The sequence below is a fragment of the Achromobacter pulmonis genome (genome assembly GCF_021733725.1).
Classification (GTDB): domain Bacteria; phylum Pseudomonadota; class Gammaproteobacteria; order Burkholderiales; family Burkholderiaceae_B; genus Achromobacter; species Achromobacter pulmonis.
Genome location: NZ_JAIFOT010000001.1, coordinates 2,404,403 through 2,419,227, shown reverse-complemented (window position 1 = coordinate 2,419,227; position 14,825 = coordinate 2,404,403). Strand labels below are relative to the sequence as shown.

The following is a 14,825-nucleotide window of genomic DNA, read 5'->3' as shown; positions in this document are numbered from 1 at the left end:
GGCTGTCGCCGGTGAATATGTTGCACTGAACACAGGGAGGATTCGTATGGCTACAAATGAACCAATCACGCTGTCGATGGCGTGGAACCTTGATCAGGATGTGGTCAAGAAAATCGGCGTCATAGATGTGACACTTAACTGTGACACGAACCTCTTTATTGACCCCTTGCTTTTAGCCGAATCGGCAAATAAGGACTTCCGCGAATGCGCAAGTGCGGCATACAAAGCTCGATTCATCCAACTCATTGAACTCCTCACTGCGTCGAAGGAAGTCGATGACATCGCATGGCGAGCTGCAAAAAAGAGAATTTCATTTCATGAGATTGGCTACACTCATCTCGGTTATTCCTCAGGGACAGGAGGCTCCGGTTTCGGTGAGAAGCTAGCTCAAAATCTGCTTACCACAGCGAAGGAAGTCATCGGCCTTGGGGTCACTAATCCAAACCTATTCGTCGCCCTAGCATTATTTGAAGATGGGGTTGGGGCAGATCGAATTAGCGATATGACCACCAACATAATTATTGAGTGCCTTGCTCGATTCACGGCGTCAGTATGCACTCAGATGAAGATAGACACGCAGACGTTTGATATCAAAGGAAGCAAGCACGAACTTCCGGTAAACCCTATAAAACCCAGCGAACCTATACTTTTGGTCCCTGCTGACATTGTTCGAGACCTACCAATCGCTTCTGACTGGAGCTCGGTTAGTGCGGCAGCTCGAGAAACCGAAGAATTACGTGAACGGGTAAACAGTCAAATTGGTGAGATTTGGAAGGCAAGAACCCGCCGAGAGAAGGATGATGTTCTTAACAGAGCCTTGCAGAGCAAAAAAACATTCGACACTTTGTTGGATCTAATTAGCTATGCCGCGGATGAACCTTATGACATAAAAAACGATCATCGCGGCGAGATTTACCCAGCCAATATTCGAAGAAACATATCGACGGCGCAACCACTCGATCTAGTTCGATTTTCTAATAGAGCGTTGAATCTTTCGGAAGTGGACGAGATCGTATGCTCAATCATCAACCAATTTAAGAGCCTAATAGAAGACCGAGGACTCTGGAAAGAATTGTGGGATGACAAGCAGGAAAATGCCCGCCTTGAAAAAGCCATGCAACGGCTCTTTTATGCCGTTGCATTATCTTATTGCGACGCAAATAATCTTGACATATCCCCGGAGTCCGACGGCGGCGCAGGCCCCGTTGACTTCAAAGTGTCCAACGGTGCAAATTCTAAAGTGCTGTTAGAGCTGAAACGCTCGACTAATTCGAAGCTTGTGGATGCTTACACCAAACAGTTGGATGCCTACCGAGCGGCTGAAGGCACAACTCGAGCCTACTACGTTGTGATTGACATTGGGAACCTCACTCCCATGCGAATCAAACAGTTAAGCGACGCCCGCTCTGTCGTGATACAAGCAGGTCTTAACCCTTCTGAAATTGTATTTATTGACGGAAACGTTCAGAAATCAGCAAGCAAGCGATAATCCTTTCGGGTTGGACGAAGGAATAACTCTTTACTCAGCGCAGGTGTTGAGTTTAGCAAATTCAGCATAAATCTCGGTAGACTTAGCGCTGCCTCCTCCAGCTTGATTAAATGGAAGATTTTGTAACAAATCGCCCCGGAACAACAATGATCGAACGCTTGAGAGCAACCCTTGGACGAGTACAAAAACTTGCGGGAGAGGAGTTTTCAGGAATTGGTCTTATAGTCCATAGCCAAGAAGCTTGTTTGCCAGTTTTCCCTTTGCGATTGCACGCAGCCCCCCCCGTAAACGCTGACATCGAGCAATCGCTAGCTTTGATTGCTTCCAACAAAAGTGAATTTCATGATGGCTTTCATTTGCTATCTGTCGATTGGAAGCTAACTGCAGTAGCTCAGTATTTCTCGCCACCTATCCTGCCGAACGCCGAAATTCAATGGGCAAGGAAGTTTGGAGGAAGATACCTAGCGGCTCAATTCGGCTCGGCGCTACCAGGCGTGATAGTCAGCGGCATTGCAACATCGTCACTCGGAATCGCTATTTTTATGGCCGGGCGTGAAGTCCATTACGAGAGTATCTGATGTTGAGCCTCATATCCCCCCTGCGAGTCATATCTATCATCGCAATCGGCTACGCAGTGCTAGTTGTGCTTTGTTTAATGGTGTATATGGCGTTTGCCTCCGATGTCGAACTGTGGATTGCACTCAAGGTTGCCTTCTCGGGAGCGCTGGCCTTAGATATTGCTTTACTTGCGGGCGTTCATTTCATATGGAAATGGCTGTGGGCCAAGTATCCAAAACTCAACACTGTTCTTTTCCCTGATCTTAACGGACGCTGGCGTATGGAAATCCATTGGGTTGGCTCCGAGGCGCACGGAAATGTCAGTGCAACAGCGACTATCCGACAGGACTTTTTGCGCATTAGTATGGAGGTTGCGTCAGATGGATCAGACTCCGAAACTTTGATGGCAAAGCCGAAGAAAGATCCGGAGTCGGGACGACCTCTCCTTTACTATGTTTATCGAGTAGTACCTAAGCAGATGACCGCCCATGCCAGTCATTCATACGAAGGCGCGGCTATATTGAAATTCGATTCATCACAGAGTCATTGCTTGCGAGGAAACTACTTCACCAGCAGAAAGACCGTGGGCCACTTTGTTCTTTGGCGGGATTGATTAACATAATCGCTATATTTTTCGCGCTAGTTCGTGAAGGAGTGAGGAACAAGAGAGCAGTCCTTCGTTAGTAACCTACATCGCTTGGCGGATCTCTCTAGCGTTTTCAAGACTGCTACTGTACCGAAATTTCGGTACAGTACAGGTACAGTGACCAGTCTTCACCAATTTAGCTAAAATATGCTAACCCACTGATTTGAAACTGGTTTTACCTATTTCAACCTACGCTAGAATTCGCCCCATTTCCCTGTAGCAACACTGTAAATCGCCGACTCAAAATCCCCCGCCGCAAGGCGTGCCGGTTCGATTCCGGCCCCCCCATGCGTGCGTCACTCCCTTGGCCAAAAACGGAACAGCCGCCATCAGCGCGGAATATCACCGCTGCGCGGGCAGACCGGCCTCACCTGATCCCGGCCCCACCCCCTTGGCAAGCCGTCAATAACGCCCCCAGCGCCCCGCGTAATACACCCAATGCCCGTGCCGATGACGCCACTCGGGCCGGTGGTACACGTAACCCGGCCGCGCCGGCACCCAGACGCCGCCGACCCAGGCGTGGCGTCCGCCGATCCATTCCCAATGACCTGGCGCCCAGACGTAACCCGCGCGCGGCGGCGGCACCACTTCCACGCGGGGAGGCGGCGGCGCGACATTGATGCTGATGGCCACGCCGGCCTGCGCCACGCCGGGCGCCGCCAGCGCTCCCAGGGACAGGATCGCCGCGGTGCCCGCGGTCATCGCGGCTTTGACAAGACTCTTCATGATGCATCTCCTCGCAGTCGCGTCCGCCGATGCGGACGCGGTGAGGCCAGTGTGCTCGGAAGGAATTGTCGAAATCGTTACGCGCCGGGCGTAGGCGGTTTCAGTGGATTTCATCTGGTGCGGCGGGGCCACCCGGCCGATATGGCCCCGTAAATTCCGCCCAGTGGACTTAAGGGGAATTCCCCGATTCTCCCCCCGGGGTCCGGCCGATACCATTCGCCGCATTTCCGCCGACCGGCGGACCCAAACCAATACGTTGCGCCCCTGCGCGGAGACACCATGAAAGCACTGACCACCGTCGCGGCAGGCGCCGCGCTCCTTTTTTCGTCGTGGGGCGCCAGCGCGGGCGTGACGTTCGACAGCGTCAAGAACAAGGGCTTCGTGCAGTGCGGCGTGTCCACCGGCGTGGCGGGCTTCTCGGTCAACGATAGCAAGGGCGGCTGGATGGGCCTGGACGTGGACCTGTGCCGCGCCATCGCCGTGACCATGTTCGGCGATGCCTCCAAGGCCAAGATCATGGCCGTCAGCGCGGTGCAGCGCTTTACCGCGCTGCAGTCCGGCGAGGTCGACGTGCTGCCGCGCAACACCACCTTGTCTCTGACCCGGGACACCACCCTGGGCCTGATCGGCGTGGGCGTGAACTACTACGACAGCCAGGGCATCATGGTGAACAAGGCCCTGAATGTGAAGAGCGCCAAGGAGCTGGACGGCGCCACCGTCTGCGTGCAGCCCGGCACCACCTCCGAACTGAACCTGTCCGACTGGTTCCGCTCACACAACATTGCCTTCAAGCCCGTGGTGGTCGAGCGCCTGGACGAGATCATCCGCGCCTTCGCGGTGGGCCGTTGCGATGCCTTCACCGGCGACAAGTCGCAGCTGGCCGCGGCCCGCACCAATCTGGAGAACCCGGCACAGTACGACATCCTGCCGGAGAATTTCTCCAAGGAGCCGCTGGGCCCCATGGTGCGCCAGGGCGATGAGCAATGGTTCAACGTGGTGCGCTGGTCGCTGAACGCGATGCTGGAAGCCGAGGAATACGGCATCACGTCCAAGAACGTGGACGAGATGCTCAAGAGCACCAATCCCAACATCCAACGCATCCTGGGCGTGACGCCCGGCATGGGCAAGAACCCGGGCGTGGATGACAAGTGGGCCTACAACATCATCAAGCAGATCGGCAATTACGGCGAGAGCTTCGAAAAGAACCTCGGGGAATCCAGCCCGATGAAGCTGACGCGGGGCTTGAATGCGTCATATCGGGATGGCGGGTTGATGTATGGGTGGCCGTTGCGGTAAAGGCGGCCTTGGCATCAAAAAGCGAGCGCACATTGCGCTCGTTTTTTTTGGGGGCATACCGGCAATACATAGCAGGTCAGCCGCAGAACGCCTGCGTTTCACCTTAAGTAGTATCGTTGATGACCGCGGCCAGCTTTGTCTCCCCCTCATCCACGTACATGACCACTTCATCGATCTCCGTTCAATTCACGCCCACGGGTTTTACCCCGACCGACGAACAGAGAAATATCCAGGCTTCCCGCCATCGGATCAATCTTGTCATCGCCAATGCGGGCGCGGCCAAGACGACCACGCTCGCGCTGCGCATCGGCGAGGCCATCAGCAGGGGGATGGCGCCTGAAGATATCCTTGCGCTGACTTTCACCGATGAAGCCAAGCAGGTGATGCACACTCGCCTGACCGCCATCGGCATTGCGTACAACACGGCCAGGCGCGTTCGCGTGCAGACGGTCGAGGAATTTTCGCGGACCGTGCTGTCCAGGCTCGAAGACAATGTGCCCGTCAGCCTTCACGCCGCCCGCGAGCAGAGGGCTTTTGCGCTTTCGGCGCTGGAGAACGTGGGGCCGAATAATCCAGACAGGGCGGATGCGCTCGATATCAGCACCCACAACACGGCGATCAGTCAGTTCCTGGAGAATCTGCTCAGGTTGAAGGCCACCATGACGCTGGCCCGCGACGAGGCAGGCACGGACCCCGACTCCGCGGCGGAAAGCCTGGGCATTCCGCTGGGCGACTATCTGTGGGCCGTGGAATATGAAAGGCAGCGTATAGATGCCTTCGGCTATGTGGAGGCGCGCGGCTTTTTCGACGCCACCTATGATCTGGCGTGCACCCTGCGCGCAACGCCAGAAATGCATGAGGCCCTTCCCGCCTTCAAGCTGGTGGTCTGCGACGAGCTGCACGATGTCAATGAAGCCTCGTTCTGCATCATTGAATCGCTGCTCAACGTTCACAAGCCCTACTTTGTCGGAGTCGGCGACAAAGATCAGGTCATTTACTCGCATCTGGGAGCCGACTGCTCGTTCCTGCAGTATCGAATCGCGGCCAGCTTCCCGGGTTGCGTCGCTTTCCCGTTGTCGATGACATACCGCCACGGACCGCATCTGGCATATGCCATGGAAGCGTTCAAGAACAAGATTGTCGATTCGACTCTGCCGCTGCACACCGAGATCCGCGAAGCGCCCTATGGCGCCGTGCCGGGCGCTTGCGGGCAACAGGTCGTGCAGGCCATCCTTCAGTGGAAAAGCGATGGGAAGGCGCTGGATGGCTGCTGCATCCTGTTGCGCGACCATCACCAGTCCATCGAGGTTGAAAACGCGCTGATGCGGGCGCAAGTGCAATATCGCACGTTGACGATGAAAAGTTATCTGCAGCGCGATGAAATTCTTTTCCTGCGCGGCATGCTTGCCATCGCGCTGGGCGACTTTCATAACGTGGCGTCGGCCGACACGCGCTCGGCCATTGTGGAAGCGTTGGCCACTTTCGCCGAAGTCCCCCTGACGCCGGACGAACTCAACGAGGCCAAAGCGACGATCTCCAAGGACCCGGCGACACTTGAGTATTTCTTCAAAGGCCAGATCCAGCGTGTTGGAAACCCCGCCGCTCGAACGCGTATCGAAAACGCGGTGATGCATCTGCGCGGCCTCGAGTCCGGCGCCCCCGCACATACGGCATTCGAAGCCGTCTGCGAACTCGTCGACATGGAAAAACTGGCGCGGCGGCTCTACGTTCACCCGTACGAAGCCGCGGTCGTGACCAAGTCTGTAAAGGGATTCATCGCGGCGGCACGTGACCTGAAACTGAACCTGCCGGACTTCTCAGCCTGGATTGGCGCCGCGGAGATGTTCGTTGGGGCGCGGCCCAGCAAGAACATGGTGTTGTTGGATTGCGTGGCGAACGTCAAAGGCAAGGAATTCGAGCATGTGATCCTGCCCTTTCTCGACCAGGGCGAATTCCCCAACCCGCTACGCGCACGCCCCGAAGAAGAAAACCTCTTCTACGTCGCGGCAACGCGCGCGAAATCGCGACTCACCCTGATTCCAACGGAAGACCCCGCGCAGCGCAGCCCTTTCATTGCCCAGATGCAGCTGACCAGCACGCAAAACCGCGCCAACAACGCCGTCCGCCGCAATCTGGCCCTGCCCACCGCGTCTGTTGGCCAACGGGACCTGAAAGTTGCGTATGCCAATAGGGATGTGGTGAAGGCTTTGGGCGCTCAGTGGGATCGCACGAGAAAGGTATGGTACGTCCCGGGCCACCTGGATCTGGAGCCGTTCAAGAATTGGCTGGCGCAGCCGTGATCCGTCCCTTCCACGGCATTTCCGCTGCGCGTTTATGATGGCACGGTAGCGAGTCGGCGCAAATGCGTTACTCTCCCCACCCCAATCATTCCCCGCAAGGAGCCTCAACATGGCACAAGCCTCCGCCCGCCACATCCTGGTTTCGACCGAAGCCAAGGCCAACGAACTGAAGACCGCCATCGAGAACGGCGCCGACTTCGCGCAACTGGCCAAGGAAAACTCCAGCTGCCCGTCCAGCCGCGACGGCGGCAACCTGGGCACCTTCGGCCCCGGCCAGATGGTCAAGGAATTCGACACCGTGGTGTTCAGCGCCCCGGTCGGTGAAGTCCAGGGTCCGGTCAAGACCCAGTTCGGCTACCACCTGGTGGAAGTGACCAGCCGCAAGGACTGAGTCCCCGCCGCAACGCAGGACCACGCCGCCGCCGGAAATTTCCGGCGGCGGTTTTTTTTCAGGGCATGGCGGCTGGCCGTGAGCGGCGTACGCCCGCCACCGCTGCGCCGCAGCACCGGATTCCCTATCAATTGATAATTTCTGTTCAGGTGACAGCGGCCGGTGGCGTGCGACAGAATGGCCTGCGCCCGGCGGGAGACAGCCGGGCTCCACCATCCAAGAGGTGCCAGGCCCATGCAGCCATCCAGGAACAAGGTCATCATCACCTGCGCCATCACCGGCTCGGTCCACACGCCGTCGATGTCGCCCCACCTGCCGGTCACGCCGGACGAGATCGCCCGCGCCGCCATCGAGGCGGCCGAGGCAGGCGCGGCCATCGTGCACCTGCACGCGCGCCAGCCCGAAACCGGCCAGCCAACGCAGGACCCGGCGCTATACGCGCAGTTCCTGCCGCGGATCAAGGCCGCCTGCGATGTGGTGATCAACATCACCACGGGCGGCTCGCCGGTGCTGCCGCTGGCCGACCGCATGGCGCCGGCACTGCGCTTCAAGCCCGAGGTGGCTTCGCTGAACATGGGGTCGATGAATTTCGGCATGTATGAACTGCTGGAACGGTTCAAGACCTTCACGCACCCCTGGGAGCGCCCTTACCTCGAAAGCAGCAACGACCTGATCTTCAAGAACACCTTCAAGGACATCGAGCACATCCTGGTGTCCTGCGGCGACAACGGCACGCGCTTTGAGATCGAGTGCTACGACATCGGCCATCTGTACACCGCCGCCCACTTCGTCGACCGCCAACTGCTCAAGCCGCCCTTCCTGATCCAGTCCGTCTTCGGCATCCGTGGCGGCATCGGCACGCACCCCGAGGACGTGATGATGATGAAGCGCACCGCCGACCGCCTGTTCGGCGCCGACTACGTCTGGTCGGTGCTGGCGGCCGGACGCAAGCAGACGCCCCTGGCCACCCTGGCGGCGACGCTGGGCGGCAACGTGCGCGTGGGGCTGGAGGATTCGCTGTGGGACGGGCCGGGTGAACTGGCGCGCTCCAACGCCGACCAGGTGCGGCGCATCCGCCGCATCCTGGAAGACCTGTCGCTGCGCATCGCCACGCCCGACGAGGCGCGCGCCACGCTAGGCCTGAAGGGCGGGCACGCCGTCGCCTTTTGAATACGCCCGTCCCGTGGCGCCTGCCGCCCCCGCCGGGGCCAGGCGCCGCGGCGGCGGCGCGACAGCATCCCCGCCACCGGGGCACTTGAACACCACAAGATCCGCAGGATCGAGGAGACCACCATGAAAAAGACACTGTGCGCAGCCGCGCTGGCCACCGTACTGGGCTGGACGGGCGCGGCCCGCGCCGATGACGGCGTGATCCGTATCGGCTTCATCACCGACATGTCGGGCCTGTCGGCGGACGCCGATGGTCCGGGCGGCGCCGAGGCCATCAAGATGGCGGTGGCCGACCTGGGCGGCGAAGTGGCGGGCAGGAAGGTCGAGGTGCTGGTGGCCGATCACCAGAACCGCGCCGATATCGCCTCGGCGCGGGCGCGCGAATGGCTCGACCAAAAAGGCGTGAACATGCTGATCGCCGGCGCCAACTCGGCGGCCGCGCTGGCCATGGCCAAGGTGGCCGAGGAAAAGAAGACGCCCTTCTTCGTGGTGAGCGCGGGCGCTTCGGAGCTGACCAATTCGCAATGCACGCCCTATACCGTCCACTACGCCTACGACACCGTATCGCTGGCGCGCGGCACGGCGCGCGCGATGCTCAAGGAGGGCAACAAGGACTGGTTCTTCCTGACGGTGGACCACGCCTTCGGCCAGGCGCTGGAGCGCGATGCGTCGGCCGTGGTGCAGGCCGAGGGCGGCACCGTGAAGGGACGCGTGCGTCATCCGCTCAACACCGCCGACTTCTCCTCGTTCATCCTGCAGGCGCAAGCCTCGGGCGCCTCGGTGCTGGGCCTGGCCAATTCCGCCAGCGACACCAGCAACGCGGTGAAGGCGGCCGCCGAGTTCGGCCTGACACCCAAAATGAAGATCGCCGGCCTGCTGGTGCTGATCAGCGACATCCACGCGCTCGGCCTGCCGGCGGCGCAAGGCATGTACCTGACCACGGCCTGGTACTGGGACCAGGACGACGCCTCGCGCCAATGGGCCGCGCGCTTCGAGAAGACCATGCAGAAGAAGCCGTCCATGCTGCAGGCCGGCGACTACTCCGCCGCGACCACCTATCTGAAGGCGGTTGCGGCCACTGGCAGCACCGATGGCGATACGGTGATGAAGTGGCTCAAGGCCAATCCGGTGAACGACTTCTTCGTCAAGGACGGCAGGATTCGCGCCGATGGCCTGATGGTGCACGACATGTTCCTGATGCAAGTGAAAACGCCGGCGGAGTCGAAAGGCCCGTGGGACTACTACAAGCTGGTGGCGCGCGCGCCAGGCGACCAGATCTACACCTCGCCGGCCCAGTCCACCTGCCGCCTGATGAAGCCCTGACCCCGCGCGGGTCTGTCCCACAAGGAACAAGCATGGCTGTGAAGCATCCCATCCCGGCAGACATCGGCGCCCTGCCCGTGGACCTGACCGGCCAGCGTGTCATCGTCACCGCGGGCGCGGCCGGCATCGGCGCGGCCATCGCCGGCGCGTTCGCGGCGCGCGGCGCGCGCGTGCATGTGTGCGACGTGGACGAGCAGGCCCTGTCGGCCTGCCCGCATGCCTGGTCGCGCGCGGACGTGAGCCGGCGCGACCAAATCGACCGCTATATGGGCGAAGCGCTGGCGCACCTGGGCGGGCTGGACGTGCTGGTGAACAACGCCGGCATCGCCGGGCCCACGGCCGGCATTGGCGAGATTGCGCCGCAGGAGCTGGACGCGACGCTCGACATCAACCTGGCCGCGCAATTCCACACCGTGCGCCACGCGCTGCCGGCGCTGCGCCAGGCCGGTGGCGGCAGCATCATCAACATCAGTTCGGTCGCTGGCCGCATGGGCGTGCCGATGCGCACGCCCTACGCCGCCACCAAGTGGGGCGTGATCGGCCTGACGCGCTCATTGGCGGTGGAACTGGGCGGCCATGGCATCCGCGTCAACGCGCTGCTGCCGGGTCTGGTGGCCGGTCCGCGCATCGACCGGGTGATCGAGGCCCGCGCCCGCAACATGGGGGTGACGGTGGCCGAGGAAACCCGGCTGGAGCTGGCCGGCGTCAGCCTGGGGCAATTCGTGCGCGCGGCGGACATCGCCAACATGGCCTTGTTCCTGGCGAGCCCGTTTGGCGCGCTGATCAGCGGCCAGGCCATCAGCATCGACGGCGACCTGCAATCGCTGCCGTGGCAGCCGCCCGCCGACTGAGGCCGCCCCCCCTCCTTCAGGGCCGGGCCGCTACGACAACAGCTGGATCGTCCGCGCGTAGACGCCTTGTTGCCGCGCCCGGGCCGCGGCCCGCAAGGCGTCCAGCAGGCGCTCGGCCAGCTCCAGGCTGGCTGCCTCGTTGCGCGCGATCAGCACGAAATCGAACCACTGGCGCGCGGCCAGCGGCAGCGCCACCAGCTCGGGATAGGCCGCCACGATGTCGGCCGCCGACAGCGCGTTGATCAGGCTGATGCCACGCACCGCGCGCACCGTGCCCGGCAGCAGCGACATATGCGCCTGCATGCCGGAACGCAGCTGCAGCGACTCGGCGATGTCGCCTTGCGGCATGACGTAGTCGGACCACAACGGCTGCACATAGCTTTCGGGGCGGATGTCGCCGACGGCCACGACCTCGCCGCGCGCCAGGGGATGCTCGCGATGCGCGATAGCCATCACCTCGGCGCGCAGAAACGGCCGGAAGGCCAGCCGGGCGCTGTCCTGCGACACGGCCCCCAGCCCGAAGTCGGCGCGCATGGTGTCCACGGCGCTGATCACCTGCACCGAGGATTCCAGGTCGATCGAGAACGGCCGTGTGCCATGGGTCTGCACGTAGCAATGCAAGGCATCCGGCGCGTAGGCCAGCGCCAGCGCCGGCGAGGTGGCAATGCGCAGGCCGCGCCCGCCGAACTGCTCGATGCTGTGCAGCGCCTCGTCGATGCGCACCAGCTCGTCCAGCACGAACTTGGCTTCGCCGTACAGGTACTGCCCGGCCTCGGTCGGGCGCAACGTTTTGTGGGAACGGTCGAACAGCTGCACGCCGGTGGCGTGCTCGAGCCGCGAAATGGCGTGGCTGATGGCGGGCTGCGTCATGTGCATGGCCTGCGCGGCCTGCCGGGTGGACCCGGTCATGACCACGGTGTAGAAGATGCGCAGGTCGTGGATGTTGAAATTGCGCTTCATGCGGCGTCGCGGCGCTCCGGTTGGGGCGGAGCCGCGCTCCGCCTGGTACCCGATTCTAGGTCGAGTCGGGGTGCTGGCGGACAGCCGCGGGTCTGGCACTAGCGGATGGACGGTCGCGCCGGCGGCGCCGTCACCAGCGCGCGCCGCCGCAGGGCCGGCAACAGCGCCGCCTTGGCTTCCTGGTAGGCCGCATGCTGCTGCGCGGGCGTCAGGCGCGGATTGCTGAAAACGCGGGCGCCGGCGGCCTTGTTGCCGGCGTGCACGCCAATCGCCGAGCGCTGCTGCCAGGGCAGTTCATCGATGCAAAGCTCGGTCTGCTCGCCACGCGTGGCGGCCAGGCGGGCGTCGACGTCTTCGTCGTCATAGGCCTCCTCGGACACCATGCCGCGCGCGAACGCGGACACCTTGCCCACGCCGAGCTGGGGCCGGTAGCCGCGACTCCAGTGGTACCACTCCATGATCAGTGCTTCGACCTGGTCTGATTCTTCTCGCGTCATGCCATGGCCCTCCGGGTTTTGCGCGTGCAGGCTGCGGCGCGCCCCCTGCGGCGCGGCCACCGGGCGCGCGGTGAACGAACGCGCGATCACGGCGCCCGCCTGCGATGCCGTGGCGACCCAGTCCTGCGGCGCCCGCAGCGCCATGTTTCCTGCCTGATTCATTTGCCGCTCCTTGCTGTGGGATTTTGGTAGCGATACGCTACCCACGCTTCCGTCTGATAGCAACACACGTTTCGGGTAATCCATGAGTAGAATTCTACAAATGTATAATCGTGATTTCAACACTTGTTGTTGCACAATTTTCCACAACTGTTTAGCGTCCGCATCATGGCTCTCGGAAAACAAATCAGGCGCTACCGCGCCGCCCTCGGTCTTACCCTGGAACAGCTGGAAGCGCGCACCGGCGTGGGGGTGGGCACCATCGCCGCCCTCGAAGGGCGCGACAGCGAACGCTCCAAATACGCCGCGCGGCTGGCGGCGGGGCTGGGGCTGTCACTGGAACAACTGCTGGACGAAGCCGCGCAGCATCCGCCCGACATCGTGCTGGCCGGGCCGGCCGACGACGGCGCCGCCGACGACCTGCGCATTCCCCGTTTCGATACCGGCGGCGCCATGGGCCCGGGGGTGGAGTTGCGCGACCAGCCCGGCGTGATCCAGAGCCTGCGCGTCAGCCAGGAGTGGCTGCACAAGAACCTGCGCCACTACACCGCGGCGGCCAATCTGTGCGTGGTGACCGGCTTTGGCGACAGCATGCGGCCCATGTACAACCCGGGCGATCCGCTGCTGGTGGACCTGGGAGTGGTCAAGGCCGACGTCGATGGCGTGTTTTTCTTTCGCGTCGGCAATGAAGGCTTCATCAAGCGCCTGCAGCGCATTCCCAGCGCGAACGGGCTGCTGATCCGCGCCAAATCCGAGAACACCAAGTACGACGCCTGGGACATCACCGAAGACATGGACCTGCAGATCTTCGGGCGGGTCCTGAAGGTCTGGCGCAGCGAGGATCTATGACCCGCCACGGCGCGCGGCCAGGCACGACGCCGGCCGCTGCGGCCACCCGCCGCGACGCCGCTACGGCCCGACGCGCTGCGCCTGCGGCGGCTGCCACGCGCCGTCCAGCAAGGCCGGCTGGGGCCAGTAGTAGCGCAGCGTCAGCATGAACGGTCCGGCCGGTGCCGGCAGCCAGTTGGCCTGGTCGCCCTTGCCGGGCGCTTGATGCTGGATGCGCAGCGTCAGCCCGCCATCGCGGTCGCGCTTGAGCGTGGGCAGCATCGCGGCATCGATCGCGTGGCGGCCGATGGGATTGGGCGCCAACTGCCGCCCCGGCATGCGATACAAGGTCACCGACCAGAACGCGTTGACCGGCGGCAGGCCGCGCGGCGCGAAACGCAGGGTGTACGAATGCGCGCCGTCCAGCGGCTGCCCCGCCGCGTCGGTGGCCAGCACCGTGGCCATCGCCTCTTCGCGATTGTCGCCGCCCAGGTCGACCTGGGCGCCAGTGGCGCGCGCGAGGTAGTCGTGGCGCAGGGTCTGGCGGTCGCCGAACAGCGTATCGGTCTTGCCGGCCAGCGCCACCCGATGCTTGTCGATGTCGTTCTGGCCGTCGTGCATGCCTTCGCGCATAACCTGCCGCAGCCGTGGGTTCAGGGTATCGGTGACGACCGGCGCGCCGGGACGGATACGCAGGCTGTCCAGGCGCTTGCGCAATGTCCGCTCGCTATGCAGAACCGGCGCGAATTGCAGCACAAAGCCCAGTTGGTTGTAGAACTCGAGCGAGCTGCGCATTTGCGCGGGCGGCTCAGGCGCAAGCCAGGCCACGGCGGCCGGCGCGGGCGCCGGTTTTCTGCGCAGGTAGGCCGACAGCGGCTGGACCTTGTAGCCGGCCTGGATGCGCTTCAGATGCGGCAGGTCCGCCGCTCCGAACCATTGGGTGCGCGCCGTCATGCTGACCAGTTCGGTCTCGGCGCGGATCACCTTGGTGAAGCCCGGGGGCTCGGCGCCGTTCCAGCGCGGCCCGACCACCAGGTACCGCCCGCCGCCGTTGCCGCCGACACGGCTGCCGACATAGGCGAAGTTGTAGCCATACAGATCGCGCAGCCGCAGCGAAAAATAGCGGCGGGATTCCATCGGCGGCACGCGGATGACGACGGGTTCGGCGCGCAGATCCAGCACCGCCGAGGACTCGGGCGCGTCGACGCTGGGCGCCACCGCCGCCATGTCTTGGGGCGGGGCGTGGCTGATGGTGTTGAACGGAGCCTTGTACTGCGGATTGCCGGTGTCGATGCTGGCCGCGTGGATGGCCTGGTAGTTGGCGACCATCGGATAGCCGTAGATGTAGGCCTCTTTGGCGATGCGCTGCGCCTCGGGCGCCGTGACACCGTCAATGCCGACGTACTGCGAACCGGTCGCCGCGTCGGGCGAGGTGAAGCTGCAACCGCTGGCGCCGGCAATCAATGCCAGCGCGGCGACGCCTCGGAGCCAAAGGAAAAGGCCGGGCAAAGCTCCGGTGGAAGATCCGACGCCAGCGCGGCGTATGCGCATTCCATGCTCCAACTCGGATAGCGGTTGGCAACGCCCGAATGGCGGCAGCGTCGCGGACAGGACAAACAGTCGCTGAAATT

At 62.4% G+C, this 14,825-nt stretch carries 14 protein-coding genes; 10 read left to right on the top strand and 4 right to left on the bottom strand.

Features of this window, described 5'->3' with window-relative positions:
* The first annotated feature begins 46 nt into the window (after nt 1-46).
* The 3 genes from K2W61_RS11145 to K2W61_RS11135 all read left to right on the top strand — a co-directional run bounded on the left by K2W61_RS11145 (nt 47) and on the right by K2W61_RS11135 (nt 2,660).
* The gene (locus K2W61_RS11145) at nt 47-1,489 is read left to right on the top strand and encodes a hypothetical protein (RefSeq protein ID WP_236755615.1); all 1,443 of its coding nucleotides are present in this window, start codon (nt 47-49) and stop codon (nt 1,487-1,489) included.
* 110 nt (nt 1,490-1,599) lie between these two features.
* A complete protein-coding gene (locus K2W61_RS11140) occupies nt 1,600-2,067 on the top strand; it encodes a hypothetical protein (RefSeq protein ID WP_236755614.1) in 468 nt (155 codons plus the stop codon).
* On the top strand, nt 2,067-2,660 hold the full coding sequence (locus tag K2W61_RS11135; protein WP_236755613.1) for a Cap15 family cyclic dinucleotide receptor domain-containing protein: 594 nt from the start codon (nt 2,067-2,069) through the stop codon (nt 2,658-2,660). Before K2W61_RS11140 ends, K2W61_RS11135 begins: the two co-directional genes overlap by 1 nt.
* A gap of 435 nt (nt 2,661-3,095) precedes the next feature.
* Here the strand turns inward: K2W61_RS11135 and K2W61_RS11130 are convergent, their stop codons facing one another.
* Nucleotides 3,096-3,419, bottom strand: a complete 324-nt coding sequence (locus K2W61_RS11130; RefSeq protein ID WP_175132967.1) for a YXWGXW repeat-containing protein — start codon at nt 3,417-3,419, stop codon at nt 3,096-3,098.
* 279 nt (nt 3,420-3,698) lie between these two features.
* On the opposite strand from K2W61_RS11130, the gene K2W61_RS11125 reads away from it, so the two are divergent.
* From K2W61_RS11125 to K2W61_RS11100, 6 genes are all read left to right on the top strand, one after another.
* Nucleotides 3,699-4,715, top strand: a complete 1,017-nt coding sequence (locus K2W61_RS11125; RefSeq protein ID WP_236755611.1) for an amino acid ABC transporter substrate-binding protein — start codon at nt 3,699-3,701, stop codon at nt 4,713-4,715.
* 158 nt (nt 4,716-4,873) lie between these two features.
* The gene (locus K2W61_RS11120; RefSeq protein ID WP_236755610.1) at nt 4,874-7,015 is read left to right on the top strand and encodes an ATP-dependent helicase; all 2,142 of its coding nucleotides are present in this window, start codon (nt 4,874-4,876) and stop codon (nt 7,013-7,015) included.
* Nucleotides 7,016-7,124: 109 nt separating this feature from the next.
* Nucleotides 7,125-7,406: a peptidylprolyl isomerase gene (locus tag K2W61_RS11115; protein ID WP_006385706.1), complete on the top strand. Its 282-nt coding sequence runs from the start codon at nt 7,125-7,127 to the stop codon at nt 7,404-7,406.
* A 234-nt stretch (nt 7,407-7,640) separates the two neighbouring features.
* Nucleotides 7,641-8,576 carry a 3,5-dioxohexanoate:acetyl-CoA acetone transferase gene (gene kce, locus K2W61_RS11110; protein ID WP_175132969.1) on the top strand — a complete coding sequence of 312 codons (936 nt, stop codon included), beginning with the start codon at nt 7,641-7,643 and terminating at the stop codon, nt 8,574-8,576.
* 123 nt (nt 8,577-8,699) lie between these two features.
* The gene (locus tag K2W61_RS11105) at nt 8,700-9,899 is read left to right on the top strand and encodes an ABC transporter substrate-binding protein (RefSeq protein WP_175141222.1); all 1,200 of its coding nucleotides are present in this window, start codon (nt 8,700-8,702) and stop codon (nt 9,897-9,899) included.
* Nucleotides 9,900-9,931: 32 nt separating this feature from the next.
* Nucleotides 9,932-10,750 (top strand): SDR family oxidoreductase, encoded by an 819-nt coding sequence (locus tag K2W61_RS11100; protein ID WP_236755608.1) that lies wholly within the window; start codon nt 9,932-9,934, stop codon nt 10,748-10,750.
* Between the two features lie 30 nt (nt 10,751-10,780).
* On the opposite strand, the gene K2W61_RS11095 is transcribed toward K2W61_RS11100, so the two are convergent.
* Nucleotides 10,781-11,710, bottom strand: coding sequence for a LysR family transcriptional regulator (locus K2W61_RS11095; protein WP_175132972.1), 930 nt, complete (start codon nt 11,708-11,710; stop codon nt 10,781-10,783).
* A 98-nt stretch (nt 11,711-11,808) separates the two neighbouring features.
* Nucleotides 11,809-12,369, bottom strand: coding sequence for a hypothetical protein (locus K2W61_RS11090; protein ID WP_236755607.1), 561 nt, complete (start codon nt 12,367-12,369; stop codon nt 11,809-11,811).
* Nucleotides 12,370-12,534: 165 nt separating this feature from the next.
* Here K2W61_RS11090 and K2W61_RS11085 point away from each other — a divergent pair, with 165 nt between their 5' ends.
* Entirely contained in the window at nt 12,535-13,215 is a 681-nt protein-coding gene (locus K2W61_RS11085; protein WP_175132973.1) for an XRE family transcriptional regulator, read from the top strand.
* A 60-nt stretch (nt 13,216-13,275) separates the two neighbouring features.
* Here K2W61_RS11085 and K2W61_RS11080 read toward each other — a convergent pair whose 3' ends face one another.
* On the bottom strand, nt 13,276-14,745 hold the full coding sequence (locus tag K2W61_RS11080) for a DUF1254 domain-containing protein (protein ID WP_236755606.1): 1,470 nt from the start codon (nt 14,743-14,745) through the stop codon (nt 13,276-13,278).
* Nucleotides 14,746-14,825: the final 80 nt, after the last annotated feature.

Excerpts from the sequence above, each read along its gene's own strand:
- K2W61_RS11100 (WP_236755608.1), top strand. The coding sequence starts at position 9,932 with ATGGCTGTGAAGCATCCCATCCCGGCAGACATCGGCGCCCTGCCCGTG.
- K2W61_RS11145 (WP_236755615.1), top strand. The coding sequence starts at position 47 with ATGGCTACAAATGAACCAATCACGCTGTCGATGGCGTGGAACCTTGAT.
- K2W61_RS11120 (WP_236755610.1), top strand. The coding sequence starts at position 4,874 with ATGACCACTTCATCGATCTCCGTTCAATTCACGCCCACGGGTTTTACC.
- K2W61_RS11080 (WP_236755606.1), bottom strand. The coding sequence starts at position 14,745 with ATGCGCATACGCCGCGCTGGCGTCGGATCTTCCACCGGAGCTTTGCCC.
- K2W61_RS11130 (WP_175132967.1), bottom strand. The coding sequence starts at position 3,419 with ATGAAGAGTCTTGTCAAAGCCGCGATGACCGCGGGCACCGCGGCGATC.
- K2W61_RS11135 (WP_236755613.1), top strand. The coding sequence starts at position 2,067 with ATGTTGAGCCTCATATCCCCCCTGCGAGTCATATCTATCATCGCAATC.
- K2W61_RS11105 (WP_175141222.1), top strand. The coding sequence starts at position 8,700 with ATGAAAAAGACACTGTGCGCAGCCGCGCTGGCCACCGTACTGGGCTGG.
- kce (WP_175132969.1), top strand. The coding sequence starts at position 7,641 with ATGCAGCCATCCAGGAACAAGGTCATCATCACCTGCGCCATCACCGGC.
- K2W61_RS11125 (WP_236755611.1), top strand. The coding sequence starts at position 3,699 with ATGAAAGCACTGACCACCGTCGCGGCAGGCGCCGCGCTCCTTTTTTCG.
- K2W61_RS11085 (WP_175132973.1), top strand. The coding sequence starts at position 12,535 with ATGGCTCTCGGAAAACAAATCAGGCGCTACCGCGCCGCCCTCGGTCTT.
- K2W61_RS11095 (WP_175132972.1), bottom strand. The coding sequence starts at position 11,710 with ATGAAGCGCAATTTCAACATCCACGACCTGCGCATCTTCTACACCGTG.
- K2W61_RS11090 (WP_236755607.1), bottom strand. The coding sequence starts at position 12,369 with ATGAATCAGGCAGGAAACATGGCGCTGCGGGCGCCGCAGGACTGGGTC.
- K2W61_RS11140 (WP_236755614.1), top strand. The coding sequence starts at position 1,600 with ATGGAAGATTTTGTAACAAATCGCCCCGGAACAACAATGATCGAACGC.
- K2W61_RS11115 (WP_006385706.1), top strand. The coding sequence starts at position 7,125 with ATGGCACAAGCCTCCGCCCGCCACATCCTGGTTTCGACCGAAGCCAAG.